The 19513-nt window shown below is 65.5% G+C and carries 22 protein-coding genes; 15 read left to right on the forward strand and 7 right to left on the reverse strand.

The window, feature by feature from the left end; all coding sequences use genetic code 11:
• Positions 1-163: 163 nt before the first annotated feature.
• A complete protein-coding gene (locus LNV28_RS02215; RefSeq protein ID WP_263516712.1) occupies positions 164-751 on the forward strand; it encodes a lipid-binding SYLF domain-containing protein in 588 nt (195 codons plus the stop codon).
• A 363-nt stretch (positions 752-1114) separates the two neighbouring features.
• On the opposite strand, the gene LNV28_RS02220 is transcribed toward LNV28_RS02215, so the two are convergent.
• Together LNV28_RS02220 and LNV28_RS02225 are read right to left on the reverse strand one after the other, a co-directional pair.
• Positions 1115-1387, reverse strand: coding sequence for a VF530 family protein (locus LNV28_RS02220; RefSeq protein ID WP_263516711.1), 273 nt, complete (start codon positions 1385-1387; stop codon positions 1115-1117).
• Complete coding sequence (locus LNV28_RS02225) at positions 1384-1974, reverse strand: 1-acyl-sn-glycerol-3-phosphate acyltransferase (RefSeq protein WP_263516710.1); 591 nt, start codon at positions 1972-1974, stop codon at positions 1384-1386. The genes LNV28_RS02220 and LNV28_RS02225 overlap by 4 nt, the downstream gene beginning before the upstream one ends.
• Before the next feature lie 405 nt (positions 1975-2379).
• On the opposite strand from LNV28_RS02225, the gene LNV28_RS02230 reads away from it, so the two are divergent.
• From LNV28_RS02230 to LNV28_RS02240, 3 genes are read left to right on the forward strand one after another with little or no spacing between them, the layout of a single operon-like run.
• Positions 2380-2754: a hypothetical protein gene (locus tag LNV28_RS02230; RefSeq protein WP_263516709.1), complete on the forward strand. Its 375-nt coding sequence runs from the start codon at positions 2380-2382 to the stop codon at positions 2752-2754.
• A 7-nt stretch (positions 2755-2761) separates the two neighbouring features.
• Entirely contained in the window at positions 2762-3661 is a 900-nt protein-coding gene (locus LNV28_RS02235; protein ID WP_263516708.1) for a response regulator, read from the forward strand.
• Between the two features lie 50 nt (positions 3662-3711).
• Entirely contained in the window at positions 3712-4887 is a 1176-nt protein-coding gene (locus tag LNV28_RS02240) for a hypothetical protein (protein ID WP_263516707.1), read from the forward strand.
• Between the two features lie 23 nt (positions 4888-4910).
• On the opposite strand, the gene LNV28_RS02245 is transcribed toward LNV28_RS02240, so the two are convergent.
• Positions 4911-5207: a 2Fe-2S iron-sulfur cluster-binding protein gene (locus LNV28_RS02245; RefSeq protein ID WP_263516706.1), complete on the reverse strand. Its 297-nt coding sequence runs from the start codon at positions 5205-5207 to the stop codon at positions 4911-4913.
• 71 nt (positions 5208-5278) lie between these two features.
• On the opposite strand from LNV28_RS02245, the gene LNV28_RS02250 reads away from it, so the two are divergent.
• The 10 genes from LNV28_RS02250 (at position 5279) to LNV28_RS02295 (ending at position 16222) form a co-directional block, all read left to right on the forward strand.
• Positions 5279-7162, forward strand: coding sequence for a M3 family metallopeptidase (locus tag LNV28_RS02250; protein ID WP_263516705.1), 1884 nt, complete (start codon positions 5279-5281; stop codon positions 7160-7162).
• A gap of 8 nt (positions 7163-7170) precedes the next feature.
• A complete protein-coding gene (locus LNV28_RS02255; RefSeq protein ID WP_263516704.1) occupies positions 7171-7683 on the forward strand; it encodes a YgjP-like metallopeptidase domain-containing protein in 513 nt (170 codons plus the stop codon).
• Between the two features lie 123 nt (positions 7684-7806).
• Positions 7807-8802 (forward strand): tRNA dihydrouridine synthase, encoded by a 996-nt coding sequence (locus LNV28_RS02260; RefSeq protein WP_263516703.1) that lies wholly within the window; start codon positions 7807-7809, stop codon positions 8800-8802.
• Positions 8799-9179 carry a translation initiation factor Sui1 gene (locus LNV28_RS02265; protein ID WP_263516702.1) on the forward strand — a complete coding sequence of 127 codons (381 nt, stop codon included), beginning with the start codon at positions 8799-8801 and terminating at the stop codon, positions 9177-9179. Before LNV28_RS02260 ends, LNV28_RS02265 begins: the two co-directional genes overlap by 4 nt.
• 78 nt (positions 9180-9257) lie before the next feature.
• Positions 9258-10688: an ATP-dependent RNA helicase DbpA gene (gene dbpA, locus LNV28_RS02270; RefSeq protein WP_263516701.1), complete on the forward strand. Its 1431-nt coding sequence runs from the start codon at positions 9258-9260 to the stop codon at positions 10686-10688.
• Positions 10689-10830: 142 nt separating this feature from the next.
• Complete coding sequence (locus LNV28_RS02275; RefSeq protein ID WP_263516700.1) at positions 10831-11574, forward strand: hypothetical protein; 744 nt, start codon at positions 10831-10833, stop codon at positions 11572-11574.
• Entirely contained in the window at positions 11571-12713 is a 1143-nt protein-coding gene (locus LNV28_RS02280; protein WP_263516699.1) for a M48 family metallopeptidase, read from the forward strand. The genes LNV28_RS02275 and LNV28_RS02280 overlap by 4 nt, the downstream gene beginning before the upstream one ends.
• Positions 12710-13363 carry a hypothetical protein gene (locus tag LNV28_RS02285; protein WP_263516698.1) on the forward strand — a complete coding sequence of 218 codons (654 nt, stop codon included), beginning with the start codon at positions 12710-12712 and terminating at the stop codon, positions 13361-13363. The genes LNV28_RS02280 and LNV28_RS02285 overlap by 4 nt, the downstream gene beginning before the upstream one ends.
• A 132-nt stretch (positions 13364-13495) precedes the next feature.
• Entirely contained in the window at positions 13496-15751 is a 2256-nt protein-coding gene (locus LNV28_RS02290; RefSeq protein ID WP_263516697.1) for a S9 family peptidase, read from the forward strand.
• Between the two features lie 198 nt (positions 15752-15949).
• Positions 15950-16222 (forward strand): hypothetical protein, encoded by a 273-nt coding sequence (locus LNV28_RS02295; RefSeq protein ID WP_318013820.1) that lies wholly within the window; start codon positions 15950-15952, stop codon positions 16220-16222.
• A 431-nt stretch (positions 16223-16653) separates the two neighbouring features.
• On the opposite strand, the gene LNV28_RS02300 is transcribed toward LNV28_RS02295, so the two are convergent.
• Positions 16654-17088: a DUF3224 domain-containing protein gene (locus LNV28_RS02300; protein WP_318013830.1), complete on the reverse strand. Its 435-nt coding sequence runs from the start codon at positions 17086-17088 to the stop codon at positions 16654-16656.
• Positions 17089-17269: 181 nt separating this feature from the next.
• Here LNV28_RS02300 and LNV28_RS02305 point away from each other — a divergent pair, with 181 nt between their 5' ends.
• Positions 17270-18103 (forward strand): helix-turn-helix domain-containing protein, encoded by an 834-nt coding sequence (locus LNV28_RS02305; protein ID WP_263516694.1) that lies wholly within the window; start codon positions 17270-17272, stop codon positions 18101-18103.
• A gap of 75 nt (positions 18104-18178) precedes the next feature.
• On the opposite strand, the gene LNV28_RS02310 is transcribed toward LNV28_RS02305, so the two are convergent.
• Genes LNV28_RS02310 through LNV28_RS02320 form a run of 3 tightly spaced genes read right to left on the reverse strand, consistent with a single transcriptional unit; the run spans position 18179 to position 19507 of the window.
• The gene (locus LNV28_RS02310; RefSeq protein ID WP_263516693.1) at positions 18179-18745 is read right to left on the reverse strand and encodes a DsbA family protein; all 567 of its coding nucleotides are present in this window, start codon (positions 18743-18745) and stop codon (positions 18179-18181) included.
• Positions 18742-19011, reverse strand: a complete 270-nt coding sequence (locus LNV28_RS02315; protein ID WP_263516692.1) for a hypothetical protein — start codon at positions 19009-19011, stop codon at positions 18742-18744. The genes LNV28_RS02310 and LNV28_RS02315 overlap by 4 nt, the downstream gene beginning before the upstream one ends.
• A gap of 19 nt (positions 19012-19030) precedes the next feature.
• The gene (locus tag LNV28_RS02320; protein WP_263516691.1) at positions 19031-19507 is read right to left on the reverse strand and encodes a hypothetical protein; all 477 of its coding nucleotides are present in this window, start codon (positions 19505-19507) and stop codon (positions 19031-19033) included.
• Between the last annotated feature and the right edge of the window lie 6 nt (positions 19508-19513).

The raw sequence follows: 19513 nt of genomic DNA on the forward strand, positions 1-19513 counted from the left end.
GGAAAGCAAGACAGACAGCGCAGAAATGCGAGCTGAGGGCATGCGCACCTCAAGTCGAAACCCACGATTGTGCGTTCGATAGCGAACAGACCCGCCCGGCCTTCCGATCTACAAAGCAGCGTGACGGTGCCCCTGCCGCGCCGCCGCCAACTCAAGGCCTGACATGACCCACTCGCAATCCCCCAACACCCGTCGCCCCTTCTTGCGTCTCAGCAGCCTGTTGCTGACGGCCAGCCTCAGCGTGCTGGCCGGGCTGTCGCCCATGTCCGCCATGGCGGCCAGCGCCGAAGACCTGAACAAGGACGCCCAGCAAGCCCTGGCCGCCCTGTACAAAAGCAACCCTGTGGCCGAGACCATTTCCAAGAAGGCGCGCGCCGTGCTGGTCTTCCCCAAGATCGTCAAGGCCGGCCTGGTCTTTGGCGGCAGCTACGGCGAAGGCGTGCTGATGAAGAACGGCGCCGTCAGCGAGTACTACAACTCGGTGTCCGCCTCCTGGGGTTGGCAAGCCGGCGCCGAGTCGTATGCCTATGTCGTGTTCCTGATGAGCGACAAGGCGGTGCGCTATCTGGCCAAGTCCAATGGCTGGGAATTTGGGGTCGGGCCCAGCTTGGTGCTGGTCAACGAAGGCGTTGCCAAGAACCTGAGCACCTCCACCTTGAAGGACGATGCCTACGCCTTCATCACCGACCAGCAAGGCCTGATGGCCAGCCTCAGCATCGAAGGCACCAAGATCAGCCGCATCAAGCGCTGAATTCGCTGGGACTAGCTGCGGCGGCTCACGGCACTGAGCGGAAGTTCGATGGCCTGGTTTGCCGCGCTGCGGCGGCTCGGCCCGCCGCTGGGCGATTTGTGAAGGGCTGAGCAGCGCAGCGGCTCGGGGCGCGCGCGTACCCTCGCGCTTCAAGCTCTGACTTGGCGCGTCTGTCTGAACGGAACGAACGCGGTGAGTGAACGAGGTCATTGGCTTAAGCGCCAGCCCCGAGGCTCGAGCAGCGCAAGGCAGCCGGCCCGCGTGGGCCGCCCCCGGAACCATGAGCCCGGCGGTGGCCCGGACTGCAGGGCCTCACGAGGGAAACATGAAGGCTGCTTCGAGCCGCACGCCGCCCCTTGGTCGCTAGCGCTTGCGCGCTTGCTCACGCTTCATGAACAGATAGAGGCTTTCCACCTTGGCACGTGCCCACGGTGTCTTGCGCAGGAACTTGAGGCTGGAGGCGACGCTGGGGTCTTGCTGGAAGCAGCGGATGGCGATTTGTTCGCCCAGTTCGCGCCAGCCGAAGTAATGCGCCAGCTCGGTCACCATGGCTTCTAGGGTGATGCCGTGCAGGGGGTCTTTGGGTTTCTTGGCGGGCGGGGCTGGCGGCGTGGCGCTGTCGTGGTGTTCGCTCATTGGTGATCGAACTGCGAGGCGTTCTTGCCTTTGAACTGGGCGTAAAAGGCCTTGATCTTGACCATATCGGCCTCGATGTCGCCGCTCGGCACAAAGGTTGGCCCGAGGCCGCTGAGCTTGCGCTCGTAGTCCATATAGGCCATCACGATGGGCATTTTCGCGGTGTGGGCGATCCAGTAGAAACCGGTTTTCCAATAGCGGGTCTTGCTGCGCGTGCCCTCGGGCGGAACGATCAGCTGCACCGGTCCATCCGCGGCCACCAGTGCGGCGGCTGAAGCGGCCACCAGATTGCTGGACTGCTCTCGGTTCACGCTGATGCCGCCCAGCCAGCGCATCACCGGGCCGAAGGGCCAGCGGAAGATCTGCTGCTTGCCCATCCAGTAGACATTCAGGCGCAGCGAGAACGCCACCATCAGCGTGTAGGGCAGATCCCAGTTGCTGGTGTGGGGGGCGGCGATCAGCACGCATTTGGGATGTTCGGCCGGCAAGCTGCCTGAAACCGTCCAGCCGCGCCACCTCAGGAACGCGAGCGAGAAGCGGCGCAACAAGGTGTTGACGACGGGGGTGGTGAAGATGGTTCTATGCATGTCGGTGGGGCGCAGCGAACCCGGGATTATCCGGCCCGGTGGCCGGGCCGCTTGCGGCGCCGCTGCCAGTTTTTGCAGCAAACCAGCAAAGTTTTCGTGAAATCAATCACTTGCAGCGTGCATGCGCAGGCTGTGCACGGACTTGTCCACAGCGGCTGTGGAGCGAGTGTGCGCCGTGGCTGCTGTGGCATTTGCGATGAGATGGCCGGTCTTGTGCCGCTTGCTCCGAGCTTGTCGGCCGTCCAAAGCCGGGGACACTGAGCTCCCAGTCTTGGAGGTTTTCGAGTGCAAGAAGGGGTGGTTCTGAGCAATCTGGCACGTGCCTGGTCGGGTCTGACCGGGCAGAGCTGTGCCTTTGCCCCCAGCTCTGATCCGCCGGCTCCCCGAGCCGACGATGCCTGCTTCATGCTGCCCATCACCGACTGCGTCACCGGCTTCAGCAGTCACCCGCGCGCCATCGTGCTGCTGCTCCTGGGCGCCGCTGAGAGTCAGGCCTTGGCGGCCGCCATGTTCGGCCTGCCTCCTGAGCAGCTCAGCGCCGCCGACTTGCAGGACGCCGGAGCCGAGTTGTGCAACATCCTCAGCGCCAGCCTGATGGAATGCCTGGACGATTCCAGCCTGGCCAATCTGGGCCTGCCCCAACCCCTGGAACTCAGCCGCTGGCCGGATCTCAGCCACCGCGGTGAACGCCGCGCCCTTTTCGAATTGAGCGACCAGCCCCGGCGTCTGGTCGTCATGCTGACCGACATCCATCTGGATGACAGCTTCTGCCGCGAGTAACAAGACCATGCAAACAGCCAACCTAGCCCCACTGCGTGTCCTGATCGTCGACGACAGCCGAGCCATCCAGGCCATCATCCAGCGTGTGCTGCAGGCGGCATCCCTGGGACCATTGCAATTTGAGCTGGCCATGGACGGCGAGCAGGCCTTGCGCCTGGTCACCAGCTTCGAGCCCGATCTGGTGATCTCGGACTGGCATATGCCCAAGGTCGGTGGCTTGGAGATGCTGCAGACCCTGCGTCAGATTGGCCGCCACGAGATCAAGGTCGGCTTCGTCACCACCGAGACGGCCGAGCGTCATCTGTCCCAGGCGCGCAGCAACGGCGCCATCTTCGTCATCAACAAGCCTTTTAAGGACGAAGACCTGTTGCGCGAGGTGCAGGCGGCCTTGGCTTCCTGCCGCGAGGCCTTGAAAGGCCCGGCGCCGGCGCTCGAATCGGCCGAGGCTTTGAATCGGCTGATCAAGTCACAGATGCGCGAGATTCCATTCCGTTTGATTCCCGCGCCCGGCCAGGGTCTCGATGACTTGAAGCTGCCCCATGACCTGGCCATGTATGTGGCCGATGGTCAGAAGACCCCACATGCCCTGGGCATCCTCGACGTCAATGCCTGCTGCATCCTGGGCGGCGGTGGCGCGCAGTTGCAGCCGCCGCCGGTGCGGGCCGCTTTGCAGTCGGGTGTGCCAACGCCCGAAATGATGAAGCAGGCCGATCTGTTCCTGCGCTCTGCCGCTGGGATCCTGATGCGTGAACCGGGCACGGGGCCGGTCTCGCTGAAAGTGGTCAATCTGGTCGCCAAGCCCTTTGACAAGCTGCGCAGCCTGATGGAGCGCGACGCCGGGCGCAGCGATTACCGTCTGTCCGTGCCGGGCTATGGCGAGGGTCGCATGGCCTTTGTCCGTCTCTGAGCCGGCTCTTGATGCCGCAGTGGAGCTGAGTCGATGAAACGCGAGCCGCCATGGAACTGACCGTCGAAGGCATTGCCGGCGTCAGCCTGTTCCTCGCCAATGTGGTGGTGATCATTGTCGTCATCGCCACCTACTGGCGGATGACGCGCTACGAGGAAAGCAACCACATCCATATCGTCAATGCCTTGCGCGAGACCCGTGACGCCGGGCGCGAGATGAAGATCGCTGCCCATGAGTTGATGCGCGTGGCCGAAGGTCGCGGCGGCAGTGGTGGTGGCGCTTTCGGCGGCGGCCTGCCGCCCGATATGCAAGCTTTGAACGAGCTGCCCCAGCTGGTGCGCAGTCTGATCAACAACTACGGCATGGACAGCTCGGCCGAACGCGAGCAACGCGAGGCCGAGCGCGAGCCCTGGCCAGCGCAGGCGCATGAGATGGATCAGGAAAAGATGGAGCGCCTCAAGCGCAGCCATCGCAATGAGGTCGATCGCTTGCTGGCGCAGCGCCAGCGCGTGCAGATGGAGCTGGGGCGTACCCGCGAGCGTCTGGAAGAGAGCTTGCGCAACCAGAGCCATGGCCGAGCCCGGCCTGGCGCCGCCAGTGGCGACGCCGGTGAGCTGGCGGCGGCCAAACAACGCCTTGAACAGCTGCGCGGTCAAGTGACTCAGGCCCAGGACCGCGCCACCAGCTTCGAGATCCGGGCAGAGCGCGCCGAGCGCACCGCCGCGCGCCTGCAGCGCGAGCTGGAGGATCTGGCCCTGCGCGGGCCGACCGATGCAGCGCCTGCCGCCGCCGAAGCGCCGCCCAGTGCCAGCGCCATCAAGGCTCTGGAGCGCGAAGCTCAAGCCCAACGCGAGCAGCTCGCCGCCGCCGAGCGCACCATCCAAAAGCTGCGGCATGACCTGGAAGTGCTCTCGGCCGACCCGCCGGGGCACGACGAAGCGCCCGACGAGGCGGTGGTCGAGACCCGCGCCAAATTGGAAAAAGAGATTGCCAAGCTCAATGGCCGCATTGAGGAGCTCGAGGACTCGCTCAAGCGCAATCTGGTCGAGAAAAGTTTCATCGAGCAGCACTACCTGGACGTCACCGCCAAGGAGCGCAACCCGGGCCAGGACTTGGTGGAGGCCATGTCGGAGGCCACGGCCACTACGGAAGCAGGCGCTGCTGTGCCGGCAACGCCGCTCGAGTCAGACCCAGTCGCAGCACCGGACAGCGCAGCGCGTGCCTGACCTGGGTCAGCCCGTACGGCATTTCAGTCCTCGCGTCGCACCGGGGCTAGAAGCAGGTCGCTGCGCGCCTCGGCCACGCAAGGCAAGATCCAGCCGGCGGCCTTCTCCTCGCGGCTGAGCCCTGGCCACTCGATGCGGTAGGCGATCTCGCCTTCGAGCAGCTGACGCACGCAGGCGCGGCAGGTGCCATTGCGGCAGCTGCTCAGCATGAAGGCGCCCGCCTGCAGCGCGGCTTGCAGCACGGTTTGCTCGGGCCGAGCGGTGAAGGTTTCGCATGGATCCTCGGCTTGGATCAGGCGTATCTGAAAGCAGCGGCTCATGGAGCCATGATGCTGCAAATCAGGGCAGACGCTATGCTCTCGCCCCTGCCGACTTCACAAGAGCCCGCCTCATGGAACGCGCCCGCGCCTTTTTCGACCAGCTGAATCTGGACTACAACCGGGTCCACAAGACCAAGGAAGACCTGTTCTGGGCCACGTACATGGCCACCAGCGAGGACCAGGCCGGCTTTGAGCGGGCCGAAGGCGTGTACAAGGATTTCATCTCCGACCCGGCCCGCCTGGCCGACACGCGCGAGCACATCGCCCGCGTGCAGGCCGCGCCGGATAGGCCCGAGCGTGAGGCTCTGCTGCATGGCCTGCGCGGCTGGCTGGCCGTGTTCGAGGCCAATATCATCGATAACGAAGCCGGCCGCGCCTTGATGGCCGGGATCATCGAGGCCGAGAGCCGGATCTTTGCCGCCAAGCGCGAGCTGCAGCCGCGGCACATCAACGAGGCCGGCGAGAGCGAGGTGGCTTCGCTGTCCATGCTGGCCACCAATCTGGCCACCAACCCCGACGAAGCCCGCCGGCGCAGCTCGCTCGAGGCCTACTACGCGATTGAGCGCTGGGTGCTGGCGAACGGTTTTCTGGACCTGGTGCGTCTGCGCAATCGCTTCGCCCGGGCCTTGGGTTTTGACAACTACTTCGAGCTCAAGCTGCGCAAGAACGAGCGCATGACGCCGCAGCAGCTGAAGGACATCCTCGACGATTTCGTGCAGCGCACTGATGTGGCCAACGCCCGCGCCCTGGCGAACCTGAGCTCGCGCCATGGCGAGCAGGCCCTGCAGCCCTGGAATCTGCGTTTCTACTCGGCTGGAGATGTGGTGCGCCGCATGGATGCCTATATGCCTTTCGGCCCCGCACTGCGCCGCTGGGTGCAGAGCTTTCGCCGCCTGGGCATCCAGTACCGCGGTGCCACCTTGCAGCTGGACTTGCTGGAGCGTGCCGGCAAGTACCAGAACGGCTTCTGCCACGGCCCGATTCCCAGCCATGTCGATGCGCAGGGACGCTGGGTGCCAGGCCAGATCAACTTCACCGCCGAGGCCAAGCCCGACCAGGTCGGCAGTGGCCTGCGTGCCATCAACACCCTGTTCCACGAGGGGGGGCATGCGGCGCATTTCGCCAATGTGGTGCAGAACTCGCCTTGCTTTTCGCAGGAGTTCGCGCCGACCTCGATGGCCTACGCCGAGACCCAATCGATGTTCTGCGACAGCCTGCTCGGCGATGCCGACTGGCTCAAGCGTTATGCCCGCAACGCCGCGGGCGAGGCCATCCCTGACGAGCTGATCCATGCCCGCATCGCCAGCAGCCAGCCCATGCGCGCCTTTGACGAGCGCTCGATCGCCGTCGTGCCCTATTTCGAGGCGGCGCTGTATGCCATGCCAGACGACGCACTGACAGCCGAGAACGTGCTGGCCCTGGCGCGCGCGACCGAGCTGCGTGTGCTGGGTGTGCACAGCCCGCGGCCCATGCTGGCGATTCCGCATTTGCTGAACCAGGAGTCGGCCGCCTCTTACCAGGGTTATCTGCTGGCCCATATGGCGGTTTATCAGACGCGCGCTTTCTTCCTTCGCGAGCATGGCTATTTGAGCGACAACCCGGCCATCGGCCCGGCCTTGTCGGCGCATTACTGGGAGCCCGGCAACAGCATCGACCACGACGCCACTTTGCGCAGCCTGACCGGCGAGGGTTTCTCGGCCCGCTACCTAGCCGAGGCCTGCAACCAGTCGGTCGAGGATTGCTGGGCCGAGGCCCAGGCCAGCATGGCCGCCGCCGCTCAGCGCCAGTATCCGAGTGAGTTCCCGGCGGCACTGGCGGCCGAGATCCGCATCGTCCACGGCGACCAGTTGCTGGCCGACAACCGCGAGGGGGACGAAGCCATGTGCAGCCAGTTCGAGGCTTGGATCGCCGCGAACTACAGCATCAGCCCCGCGGCGCTCGCCCAGCCGAGCTGAACTTCGTGATGCCGACTTTGAAGTACCTGGCCGGCTATCCGGCCGATTTGCTGGCCCAGGTGCAGCAGCTGATCGACGCCGGCCGCCTGGGCGATACCCTGGCGCGCCGCTACCCGCTGGGCCATGAGGTGCGCAGCGACACCGCGCTGTTCGACTACACCATGGCGCTGAAGAACCGCTACCTGCGCAATGCGCCGCCCTTGTCCAAGGTCTGTTTCGATGCCAAGCTCAAGGTGCTGCAGCATGCCCTGGGCACCCACACCCGCGCCTCGCGCGTGCAGGGCGCCAAACTGACCAGCAAGCGCGAGATCCGCGTGGCCAGCCTGTTCAAGGAGGCGCCGGCGGACTTCCTCAAGATGATCGTGGTGCACGAGCTGGCTCATATTAAGGAGCTGGACCACAACAAAGCCTTCTACCAGCTCTGCCAGCATATGGAGCCGGCTTACGGCCAACTGGAGTTCGATCTCCGCCTGTATCTGACGCATCAAGACCTGCTGGCAGCGGAGGCTTGCCATGATTGAGCTGATGGAACTGCCCTGCATTGAGGGCCGAGCGCCGGGCCGCCCCAAGCCGGCCGGTGGCATCCGCAGGATGCCGGTCCCCTCGGGGGACCGGCCAGCGTACCCTCAGGACGAGGGGCTCACATGATCTTGTTGGCGCCGATGGAAGGCTTGCTCGATCACATGCTGAGAGATGTGCTGACCCGCGTCGGCGGCATCGACCGCTGCGTGTCCGAGTTCATCCGCATCACCGACATGCTGATGCCCAACCGCGTCTTCACCCGCATCGTGCCCGAGTTGCTGAACGGCGGGCGCACGGCGGCGGGCGTGCCGGTGCGGGCGCAGCTGCTGGGCAGCGACCCGGTCTGCATGGCCGAGAACGCGGCCAAGCTGGCGGCCCTGGGTCCGGCCGGCATCGACCTCAATTTCGGCTGCCCGGCCAAGTGCGTGAACCGCCACCGCGGCGGCGCGGTGCTGCTGGACGAGCCGGAGCTGATCTTTGATATCGTCTCGGCCGTGCGCCGCGCCATGCCGGCCGACATGCCACTCTCGGCCAAGATGCGTCTTGGCTATATGGACAGCCACCGCACGCTCGATTGCGCCCTGGCCATGCAGGACGGCGGCGCCGAGGAGCTGGTCATCCACGCCCGCACCAAGGCCGATGGCTACAAGCCGCCGGCCTACTGGGACCGCATCGCGGCGGTGCGCGAGGCGCTGCAGGCGCGGGTGGTGGCCAATGGTGAGATCTGGACGCCTGCCGACGCCGAGAACTGCCGCGCGCAAAGCGGCTGCAGCGATTTGATGGTGGGCCGCGGCATGGTCGCCAACCCGGGCTTGGCCCTGGCCTTGCAGTCCCCGGATGGGCCGCCGCTGAGCTGGGCCGCGCTGCTGCCGCTGATGCGCGGCTTCTTTGATCTGGTGCGCAGCAACGTCGCCCATCGCCACCAGGCCGGCCGCCTGAAACAATGGCTGCATTACCTGCGCCGGCATTACCCCGAGGCGGAAGAGGCCTATCTGCGCCTGCGCACGGTCAATTCGCCCGAGGATCTGGACCTGCAGATGTTCGGCCCGGACGATCGCGGGCCGCGGCCACTCCGTCCGCGTCTGATCGATGAAGAAGTAGAAAGTTGCACTGCATGAAGTCCAGCAAATCCCTGTCCGGCCTGGGCGCCTTGTCCGGCCTGGTCTATTCCACCGACAGCGGCCGCACCTGCCCTGAATGCCGCCAGGCCAAGGCCGATTGCCGCTGCGGCCGGCCCCAGCTGCCCAAGGGCGACGGCATCGTGCGCGTCTCGCGCGAGACCAAGGGCCGGGCCGGCAAGGGCGTCACCCTGGTCAAGGGCGTGCCGCTGGACGAAGCCGGCCTGATCGCCCTGGGCAAGGAGCTCAAGGCTGCCTGCGGCTCGGGCGGCACGGTCAAGGACGGGGTGATCGAAGTGCAGGGCGACCACCGCGAGCGCGTGATTGAATTGCTCAAGAAAAAAGGCACGTGGACGGTCAAGCAAGCGGGCGGCTGAGGTCGCCGCTGCCCGGCTCTTGGTCGGCGGACTGGTGTTTTCCCGAGGGGCGTGAGCCGCAGCAGGGATAATCCGTCGATGAACGCCCCCACGCCTGACTCCAAACTCTCCTTCGCTCAGCTGCCGCTGAGTGCCGCCATGCAGGCCAATTTGGCCCAGCTGGGCTACACGCAGATGACGCCCATCCAGGCTGCCAGCCTGCCGCTGGCGCTGGAGGGTCAGGACTTGATCGCTCAAGCCCAGACCGGCAGCGGCAAGACCGCCGCCTTCGCCCTGGCTCTGCTGCACCGGCTCGATGCCAGCCGCTTCGACGTCCAAGCCCTGGTGCTGTGCCCGACACGCGAGCTGGCCGATCAGGTCACGCAAGAGATTCGCCGCTTGGCCCGCGCCGCCGACAACATCAAGATCCTGACCCTGTGCGGTGGCTCACCGATGCGGCCGCAGATGGACTCGCTGGGTTTTGGGTGCCACATCGCTGTCGGCACGCCGGGCCGGGTGATGGACCATCTCGAGCGCGGCAGCCTGCAGCTGGGCGCGCTCAGCACCCTGGTGCTGGATGAGGCCGACCGCATGCTGGACATGGGTTTCTTCGACGACATCGTCACCGTCGCCCGCCAATGCCCGAAGAAGCGCCAGACCCTGCTGTTCTCGGCCACCTACCCGGAAGGCATCGCCAAGCTGAGCAGCCAGTTCATGCGCGAGCCCAAGGAAGTGAAGCTCAACAGCAGCACGAGCACCAGCCAGGCGCCGGCGCAGATCGAGCAGATCGCTTTTGAGGTCAGCGAAGGCGAGCGCCTGCATGCCGTCTCGCAGCTGCTGCGCCATTTCCGTCCGGCCAGCACCATCGCTTTTTGCAACACCAAGCAGCAATGCCGCGATCTGGTCGATGTGCTGAACGGTCAGGGCTTTGTGGCCATGGCCTTGCACGGCGATTTGGAGCAGCGCGAGCGCGACCAGGTGCTGATCCAGTTCGCCAACCGCAGCTGCTCGGTCTTGGTGGCCACCGATGTGGCCGCGCGCGGCCTGGATATTGCGCAGCTGGAATGCGTGATCAATGTCGAGGTCACGCCCGACACCGAGGTCCATGTGCACCGCATCGGCCGCACCGGCCGCGCCGGCGCGCAAGGCCTGGCCCTGAGCCTGGCCAGCCTGGACGAGATGGGCCGCATTGGCCGCATCGAGCAGCTGCTGGGGCGTGAGTTCGTCTGGCAGAAGCTCGACAGCCTCAAAGACGCCGACGGCGCGCCGCTGCAGCCCGCCATGGACACCTTGCAGATCCTCGGCGGCCGCAAGGAAAAGATCCGCCCGGGCGACATCCTTGGTGCCCTGACCGGCGAAGCGGGCTTCAAGTTCGAACAAGTCGGCAAGATCAACATCACCGAGTTCCACAGCTATGTGGCGGTGGAGCGCAGCATCGCCCGCGAAGCCGCGCGCCGCCTGAGCGAGGGCAAGCTCAAAGGCCGCAAGGTCAAGGTGCGCCGCATGGCGGACCTGAGCAGCCTGGACTGAGGCCCCTGCACAGGGCAAACGCCGATCATCTTCAAACAAGGCCTGCGTTACAGTCGCGCGCTGCCGGGTGAGGACTTCTTGCCCCGGCCTGTCCGATACAGCCGAAGAGCCTCGGGCCGAGTGAGTTAATCAGGGGAGTGGTATGTCTCGTTCTAATTTTGGCGCAGTTGTGCGCGCGGCAGCTTTGCGTCTGGGCTGCGTAGCATTGTTGGGTGCTGGTCTCGGTCTTTCGACCGGCACGTCTCAGGCGGCCGAGCACAATCTTGCGCCCGGTTTTTCCAGCCTTCCGACTGCTGCGCGGGTGGTGGTCATGCCGGTGGATGTGGAGTTGTTTTCCCTGTCAGCGGGCGGTGTGGCAGAGCCTAAAGCCGACTGGACCAGTGCGGCCCATGGTCATATGAAGGCAGCACTGCTCGCGACCTCGAACCGCCTCGGCTTTAAACACACCGAACTCGAAGACACTGCGGCCGATGAGTATGCCGAGCCCATCGCCTTGCATGCGGCGGTCGCGCGCTCGATCGCCTTGCACCACGGCGCAAATGCCGGTCCGTGGGCGCTGCCCACCAAGGCGGGGCGTCTGGATTGGAGCTTTGGCGACGCCATGCAGGGTCTCAAGCAGAAGACCGGTGCTGACTACGGTTTGTTCGTCTGGGTTCGTGACAGCTATGCCAGCGCGGAGCGCAAGGTCGCGATGGTTGCGATGGCGTTGCTAGGCGTGGGCTTGAATGCGGGACAGCAAGTCGGCTACGCCTCCTTGGTGGATCTTCATGACGGCCGTGTCGTGTGGTTCAACCGCCTGGCTCGGGCCAGTGGTGATTTGCGCGAGGCTGACGCGGCGGCAGAGTCCATCGCTGTCTTGCTGGACAGCTTCCCGCGTACCCGATGAGGCGTCGCAAGGTCTTGCTGGCGGCCTGCGCGCAAGCGGTCGCCGCGGGCGGCGCCATGGCCTCCAGTTCGGCGTCGGATTGGGTGGCTCCCTCTCGCTTTGGGCGACCCGATGCCAGCAGCGACGAGGGGGGGCTCTGGGCGCTGATGGACCGGGAAGAGACCAAGCTCCGACGCAGTCCGTTTTTGCTCCGCGATGCGCCCTTGCGCGACTACCTTCAGGGCATTGCCGACAAACTGGCCGGCGAACACGCTGCCGATGTGCGGGTGTATCCGGTGCGGACGCCGCATTTCAATGCCAGCATGGCGCCCAACGGCATGATGCAGGTCTGGAGCGGGTTGCTCCTGCGAGTCGACAACGAGGCGCAGCTGGCCGCCGTGTTGGGCCACGAGATCGCGCACTATCTGCAGCGGCACTCGATTGAGCGCTTGCGCGATGTCAAGGCACGTTCGGCCTTCGGCTTGTTCTTCGGCATGCTCGGTGTGGCTGGCCTTGTGGGGCAGTTGGCCAATACGGCCGGGGCATTCGGCTTTTCCCGGGACCATGAGCGGGAGGCTGATGCGATTGGCCTGACGTTGATGCGTCGGGCGGGTTATGACACCCGCGAGGCTGCCAAGGTGTGGGACAACCTGCGCTCCGAAGTACAGGCCTCTTATGGTGGTGATCCTGGCAAGTCCAGCCCGATGTTCGCCACGCATCCGGCCTCTGAAGAGCGCAGTGCCAGCTTGAGTGCGATGGCTGCAGGCGACAGCGGCGGCTTTGTTGGCAGCGCTGAGTTCAACCAGCGGCTGGCCGGCTTGCAGCGCGGCATGCTTGAGGATGAATTGCGCCGAGGCCAGTTCGGCCCGACCCTGGTCTTGCTGGAGCGACTGATCGCTCGCGATCCGCTGCGCAGCGAACTCTTGTATTTCCGGGGCGAGGCTCGGCGTTTGCGTGCCGGCGCTGATGACGCCGAACTGGCCCTGCGTGATTTTGAGCGTGCAATGGAGATGGGGCACGAACCGCCCGAAGTCCATCGTTCACTCGGCTATATGTACAAACAAAGGGAGGAGATCGACTCGGCGCGCGCTGCGTTTGCGCGTTATCTCGAGCGGGCTCCGCAAGCGGCCGATGCGGCAATGATCAGGAGTTTTTTGTGATGGTGTTTCGAGCAAGGGAGTACGGGATGTCGAAAATAGCTGAAGCGCCGACTCGCGGTCTTAGGGGCGGCCGACATGCTGCTGCAGTTGTGGTGGCGGTGGCAGGCCTGTTGGCCGGATGTGGCGCCATCCTCAAGGTGGCTGAAGGCGATGTGCTGATCAAGGACAGGCTGGCTCTGAAAGTCGAGCAACCTTGGAATCAATTTGAGCGAGGCATGGCCGACAACACGCCGACCTGGACCAACGAGGGCGTGACGGTGGATGCGCTCAAGTTCTATGTGGGCATTCGAGATGGTCAGGAAATCGCTCCACTGCCAGCCCAGGCCAAGGGTGTCCAGCCCCTGGTGTTTCGCGCCACGATGCAGCCCGCGCAGATGGTCGGCCTGTTCGAGTCCATGCTCACGAGGGACGGCTCTTCGTTCAAGCTCGATCGCCTTGAGCCGGCCGAGTTTCTGGGTGAGAAGGGTTTTCGTTTCGAGTACAGCCTGAACCGCAAGGTCGATGACGTTCCCATGCAAGGGATGGCCATTGGAGTGGTTCGACGCGGTGAATTGTTCTTGTTGCACTACAGCGCGCCGCGCCTGGTGTTTTTCCCGCGCTACAAGGCGCGCGTCGAGGCGATTGCTCGCAGCGCCCAAGTGCGCAGCTGAGGCGGGCGGCAGGCGCACGCAGTTGGGTGCCACTGGTGCTTGCACTGTGGTCGTCGGCACCTGGCACCACTAGCATGGTGCATGGAAACTCGATCGCTTCTTCGGCCCTCGCGGCTGCTTATGGTCTCGGCCGTGACGCTGGCTTCGGCGGCCTGGGCCGTCCCGGCGCGTACCGCACCCGTCAGGCCACCGACTGGCCCGGCCATTTCCCTAGAGCGCATCCACAGCGAGCCGCCTCTGGCCGGCCGTCTGCCGCGCGCGCCTGAGCTGTCGCCGGCTGGAGGTTGGGTCACTTACCTGCGCGCATCGGAGCAGGACAGCGAGGTCAACGAACTCTGGGGTCAGACCTTGCCTGACGGCCAGCCTCAGCGGCTGGTGTCGGTGAGCGATTTGATCGGTGCGCAAAGCGTGCGCCTGACCGAGGCGGAGAAAATGGCGCTGGAGCGCCGTCGCGTGCAGGGCCGGGGCATCACCGGCTACCAGTGGTGCGGCAAGGACGACCGCCGCTTGATCTTGCCGCTCTCGGGCGATCTGTATCTGGTCGAGCTGACGGCGGCAGGCCCGCGCAGCCAGCGCCTGACTTTTGACGATAAAGAGCCCGAGCGCGACCCGGTCTGCGATGCTGCCGGACAGCAGATCGCCTATGTCAAAGGCGGTGATCTCTGGGTGCAAAGCCTGGATGCCGGCGCCGCCACCCCGGCAGCCCGGCGCCTGAGCCAGAGCGGCAGCGAGACGCGCAGCACCGGCCTGGCCGAATTCATCGCGGCGGAGGAGTTTGGCCGTCAGCGTGGTTTCTGGTGGTCGCCCGATGGCCAGCGCATCTTGGCGCTGGAGGTCGACGAGTCCCAGGTGCCGCTCAAGACCCGCTCGCAGATTTTTGCCGACCGCATGGCCATGACCTCGCAGCGCTATCCCGGCGCAGGCGAGCGCAATGCCACGGTGCGTGCCTTGGTTTTGGATGTCTCGGCCCAGGCACCTGCCCAGGTGTTGAGCTTGCCGCCGGAGGCCGAGTACATCCCGCGCGCTGGCTGGTTTGCCGATGGCACGCCCTGGCTGCAGTGGTTCACGCGTGACCAGAAGCAGCTGAGCCTGGTGGAGTTCAGCGGCCCGCAAGCGCAGGCGCGCACCGTGCTGGTCGAGCGCGACCCGGCCTGGGTCGAGGTGCAAGAGGATTTGCGCGAACTGCCGACGCAGCTGCGTTCTGGCAAGCCGGCCTTGCTCTGGACCAGCGAGTCCAGCGGCCGCGCACAGTTCTGGCTGGTGGACCGCGTCAGCGGCGAACGCCAGCAACTGAGCCATCAGGCCGAGCCAGTGGCCCGCCTGATCTGCCAGCGTGAGCAGGGTCTGGTGTTTTCCGGCGCCACCGAGCGAGGCCGCGGGCGCGAGATCTTCGAGCTGAACTGGCAAGGCCAGGCGCGCATCTTGCAGCCTGGAGAAGCCCGCCGCTGGCGTGATGCGCGGGCCGACCAGGGCTGCCGCCATCTGCTGCTGACGGAGTCCCGCTGGGGGCAGGTGCCGCGCACCCAAGTGCTGGCGCTGGATAGCCAGCAGCCGGGTCTTTCGCTCAAGGGCGATGCGCCCGATCCTCTGCTGGCCGCCATCACGCCGCAGGTGCAGGTCCTGGACATCGTTGCCGCCGACGGCAAGACCGCGCTCAACGCCTTCTATCTGCCGCCGCTCAAGGCGGGAGCCAAGCTGGGCCGGCGCCACCCGGTCATCGTCAAGGCCTACGGGGGCCCGGGCGCGGCCACGGTGGGCTGGCGCTGGAGCGGTGACACTGCTTTGCTCGCCTTTTTGCAGCGCCAGGGTTTTGGCGTGCTGCTGCTGGACACGCGAGGCATGAACCACCGCGACCGAGCATTCACTCGCGCTCACGCGGAGGGCTTCGGCAAGGCTGAACTGGCCGATCTGTTTGCGGCCGTGCGCCAGCTGAGCCAACTCGTGCCCTCGGTGGACCCGGCCCGCATCGGCTTCACCGGCTGGTCTTATGGCGGCTACCTTGCCGCACGAGCCATGCTGGACGCGGACACGCCGTTTGCCGCCGCCATCGCCGGCGCGCCGCCGACCGACTGGATGTTGTACGACACCGCCTACACCGAGCGTTACCTGGGCCTGCCTGAGAGCGGGCGCGCCAAACCCTACGCCGAGGCCAATCTGATCAGCCGCGCCAGCCTCCTGCAAAAGCCCTTGATGCTGGTGCACGGAACGGCCGACGACAACGTCTTGTTCGAAAACAGCCTGCGCCTGATCGATGCCCTGCAAAACGAAGGCAAGCTGTTCGAGACCGTGATCTATCCCGGTCGGGCCCATGGCATCAGCGGCAAGAAATCACGTTTGCACCTGGATCGCACGCAGACAGACTTCTTCATCCGGCATTTGAAGCCCTGAGCTCCAGGCCCGTGTCGGCATGTCTCGCGGAGCTTGGGTAAAAAAGTGTGATGGATTCGTGTCAGCGCACTTCCTAGTCCACCGCGAGACTTGCACCGACGTTGAAACGAGACGTTTGCACATGTTGAACCCCTCAAGCGGGGCCTAGTCTTGTAGCAAGGACTCAAGGAACATGAACACGTCGTTGGAGAACACCTCATGGACACATTTTTGATGGACCACAGGGAAGCAAACAAAGCCGCCATGTTGCAGCCGAACACCGAAACGATTCGCCCCCCCGCCGGGCCGGGCGCCTATGAGCTGCGCTTTCAGTCGCTGTTCCACACCGGCAAGGCCTTGTCCTTTCCCTGCAATGCGCGCGGCGATGTGCAACTCGATTCGCTGAGCGCCAAGGCCCTGGAGAACTACCTGTTCGCCCGCGCCGTGGTCGGCCATGAGTACGCAACGCCGGTGATCCAGCCGCGCGAGTAGTCGGGCTTCAGCAGCCCAGTGGGCTGTGCTTTGCTCCTTCGATCAAGAACTTCTTGAATAGAAAAAGGGCCGCATCACTTCGGGTGATGCGGCCCTTTTGTCTTGATTTGCTGTGCCATACCCAGGCTCAGTTGAGCCGTTGGCTGGCGTCTGTCGGCACTGAGCAGCCTTTCGATTGGGCGGAGATTGGGCCGCCTGGTTGAACTGACAAGGGGTGTCGGGTGAGTGGTGAAGCGAGGTTAAGGAGGAGGTCCGCGCGCAGCGCGGGCCGGGGGACTGAGCCCGGACTCAAACAGTCCTGAGGACTGTTTGAGCCTGGCGAAGGGCTGGGCCGCTGGCCCAGACATGAGCGGAAGCATTCGCCCGGCGACCCTTGGCAACAGCCCAAGCTGGGCGACTGCTATGTGCCGAGAACTAACATCCACGCCAAATCAGGGACTCACGCCGGCCTCCGGCAAGCTGTACTCAAAACGGTAGCTGTGCGCGCCGCCCGGGGCGATGTCGATGACCATGCGGCCGATCAAGCCGGTCAAGGCATCGGTGCCGGAGTCGGGCACCACGGTGATGCTTTGCGAAGGCGCGCCGCGGTTCATGGTGGAGCTGTGCTGCAGCACAAAGCTGCCAGCGCGGCCGTCCAGCGTGCCCTGCACGCGCTCCATGGCCACATAGCCGGCCGAGCCGCTGACGGCGCTGCGGAAGGCGAGCATCTCGCCAGTGCTGGTGGCTTCCAGTGCGCCGTGGAAGCGCTTGTCCAAGGACATTCGGCCCAGGCCGCTGCTGGCGGCTACCGCGCTCATATCCTGAGGCGCGAGCTTCACTTCAAAAGGGCCGCTGACTTGATGGCTGAAATGACTGCGGTCGCTCATGGCACGCTCCGTTTGAATTGCGGGTTTGGCTGACTGGGTTTGCGAGAGCACCGGGCTGCTGCCCGTAGCCAGCGCGGCGGCCCAGAGGATAGAGGTGAAGAGATGCAGAGGCTTCATGGCAAGATGAACTTTCTTCTAAGCTGATTCGGTGCGGATCCGTCCCGCCGCCATTGAACCCGCCATGCCCCAAGACCGGATTGGAAAAACACGACAGACTGGGCTGCACCCCCTAAGCACCTCGCCGCGCGGCGTGCTGCACCGCGTGCCGGTCGGCGAGTTCGAACACCAACGCCTGGCGCCGCCCGAGGGCCTGGCCGACTGGATTGAGCATATCTGGCGCGTGCGCTGGAATCTCGAAGGGCTACCGCCGCAGTTGCAAGAGACCCTGCCCCACCCCAATATTCATCTGGTGCTGGAGCCCGGCATGGCGGCCCTTTGGGGCGTGCACAGCAGGCGATGGTCGCGCGAGCTGAGCGGGCGTTCGCTGGCCCTGGGCATCAAGTTTCGGCCCGGCGCTTTTCGCCCCTGGCTGGGCGGGCCGGTGTCGGCCTTGAGCGACCGCTCGCTAGCGCTGCAGGAGCTGTTCGGGCCCGAAGTACAAGCCTTGGACGCGGCGCTGGAGATCGACGCGCTGGCCGCAGCGGCCACGCCCGTCCTGGACTTTCTGCGCGCCCGCCTGCCCGCGCCCGACCCGCAAGCCCTGCTCGCCGGCCGCATCGTCGACAGCGCGGCCGCCGACCTGAGCCTGCACAGCGCAGAAGCGCTGGCCGCGCGTTGGAGTCTGAGCCTGCGCTCGCTGCAGCGCCTGTTTGCGGAGTACGTCGGCGTCGGGCCGAAGTGGGTGATTCAGCGCTACCGCATGCACGAGGCCGTGGCCCGCGTACAGGCCGGCGAGGCGGTCTCCTGGGCGGCATTGGCCCATGACCTGGGCTTCTTCGATCAGGCGCATTTCAGCGCCGCCTTTCGGCGCCTGATCGGGCAGACACCCGGCAGCTACTCCAAGGCCATCGCCTAGGTCGGTGCCGGCGCAGATGCCACTCAGCCCGCATTCGCTGCGCTGCCGGCGGAGGCATGTCGAACCTTGTTCGCCCTAACCGTGCTTGCCCGGCCCGCGAGCAGCCATGGCCGCACGCACCGCGTGGCGCAAGCCGTCCAGGCCTTGCGAGACATCGATCAGCAAATCATCGAGCAGCAAGGCCGGCGTGCTTTGCAACTGCAGGGCGTGGCCGGCGACGCGGTGCTCTTGCACGCGCTGGGTGTAGATGCGGTCAGCCATCTCGCCCCGGAAGCGCAGCATGTCCAGGCCGAGGGCCTTGGCATGTTGCTCCAGGTCCGCCATGCTCAGACGCGGCGGCGGGCTGTAGAGCGAGCGATGCATCAGCCAGAAATGGCCTTGCGCGGCGGCCGCTTCGGCGGCCTCGGCCGCCAGTTCCGCCTGCGGATGCAGTTCCACCCAGGGGTAGTGGCGGTAGACAAAACGCAGGCCGGGGCCGATGTCGTCGAGCAGCAATTGCAGGCCCGGCTGCAGGCGCTGGCAAGCCGGGCATTGGTAGTCACCGTACTGCAGCAGGGTGACGGGTGAATGGGCGTCGCCCTGGCTGTGCTCCAGCGCCGGCATGCCGCTGCGCGGCGCGGCCAGCACTCGAGCGGCGCTCATGCCAGGCCTCGCAAGGTTTGTTGAGGCTCAGACGAAGACGAAGAAGCGCCGCCGTCCGGCGACCAGCGGATGGCCGCGCTGAGCAGATAGCGCTGGAAGTCATTCAGCGGCATGGCGGCCGCGCCGTGGCTGGCGCCGTCCACCCAGCTCAGGGTGGCATCCTGCGCGCCCTGCTCCACTTCGCACAGCCCCGGGCGTATCAGCATGCTGGCGCCGTCGCCCTCGCGGTACTCGACCCGGCCTTCGATCACAGCAGTCCTGCTCATGGTGACACCTCGCGAATCTTCAGATCAGCTCTTCGACAATCCAGGCCCGGTAATGCACGGCCAGATCGGCACCGCCCTCCCGGGCGATGGCCGCCACCACCGCCGCCTGTTCGACGCCGTCGACCTTGATCAAGAGCCAGCGGTAGCCTTGCTCAGCCAGGCTCAGGTAGCGGCGCAGCAAGGTGATCTCGTAGCCGAAGCCGGCCAACGGGCCGGCTCGCTCGATCAGCGCGGCCAACTCGGCCACGGTCTCTTGCGGCGTGAAATGCAAAAGCCCATCGGCCGGCCAGCCGGCATGGTGGAAGGTGAGCACCAAGGCCTCCGCGTCCTCCTGCGTCGGCAGTCCCAGCATCACATGGCCGACCGGGTTGAACACCCCGAAAGAGCTGGGCAGCGAGGCCTGGGACATGGTGTCGCTCCACTCGGCGCGCGGCGCACTGCGCGGCCCGGCGGGGCGAGCCTGGAAGGGTTGGCCCATCGATTCAACAACGCTCATGTCTGC

Source organism: Paucibacter sp. DJ2R-2 (assembly GCF_025717675.1).
Lineage (GTDB): Bacteria > Pseudomonadota > Gammaproteobacteria > Burkholderiales > Burkholderiaceae_C > Paucibacter_A.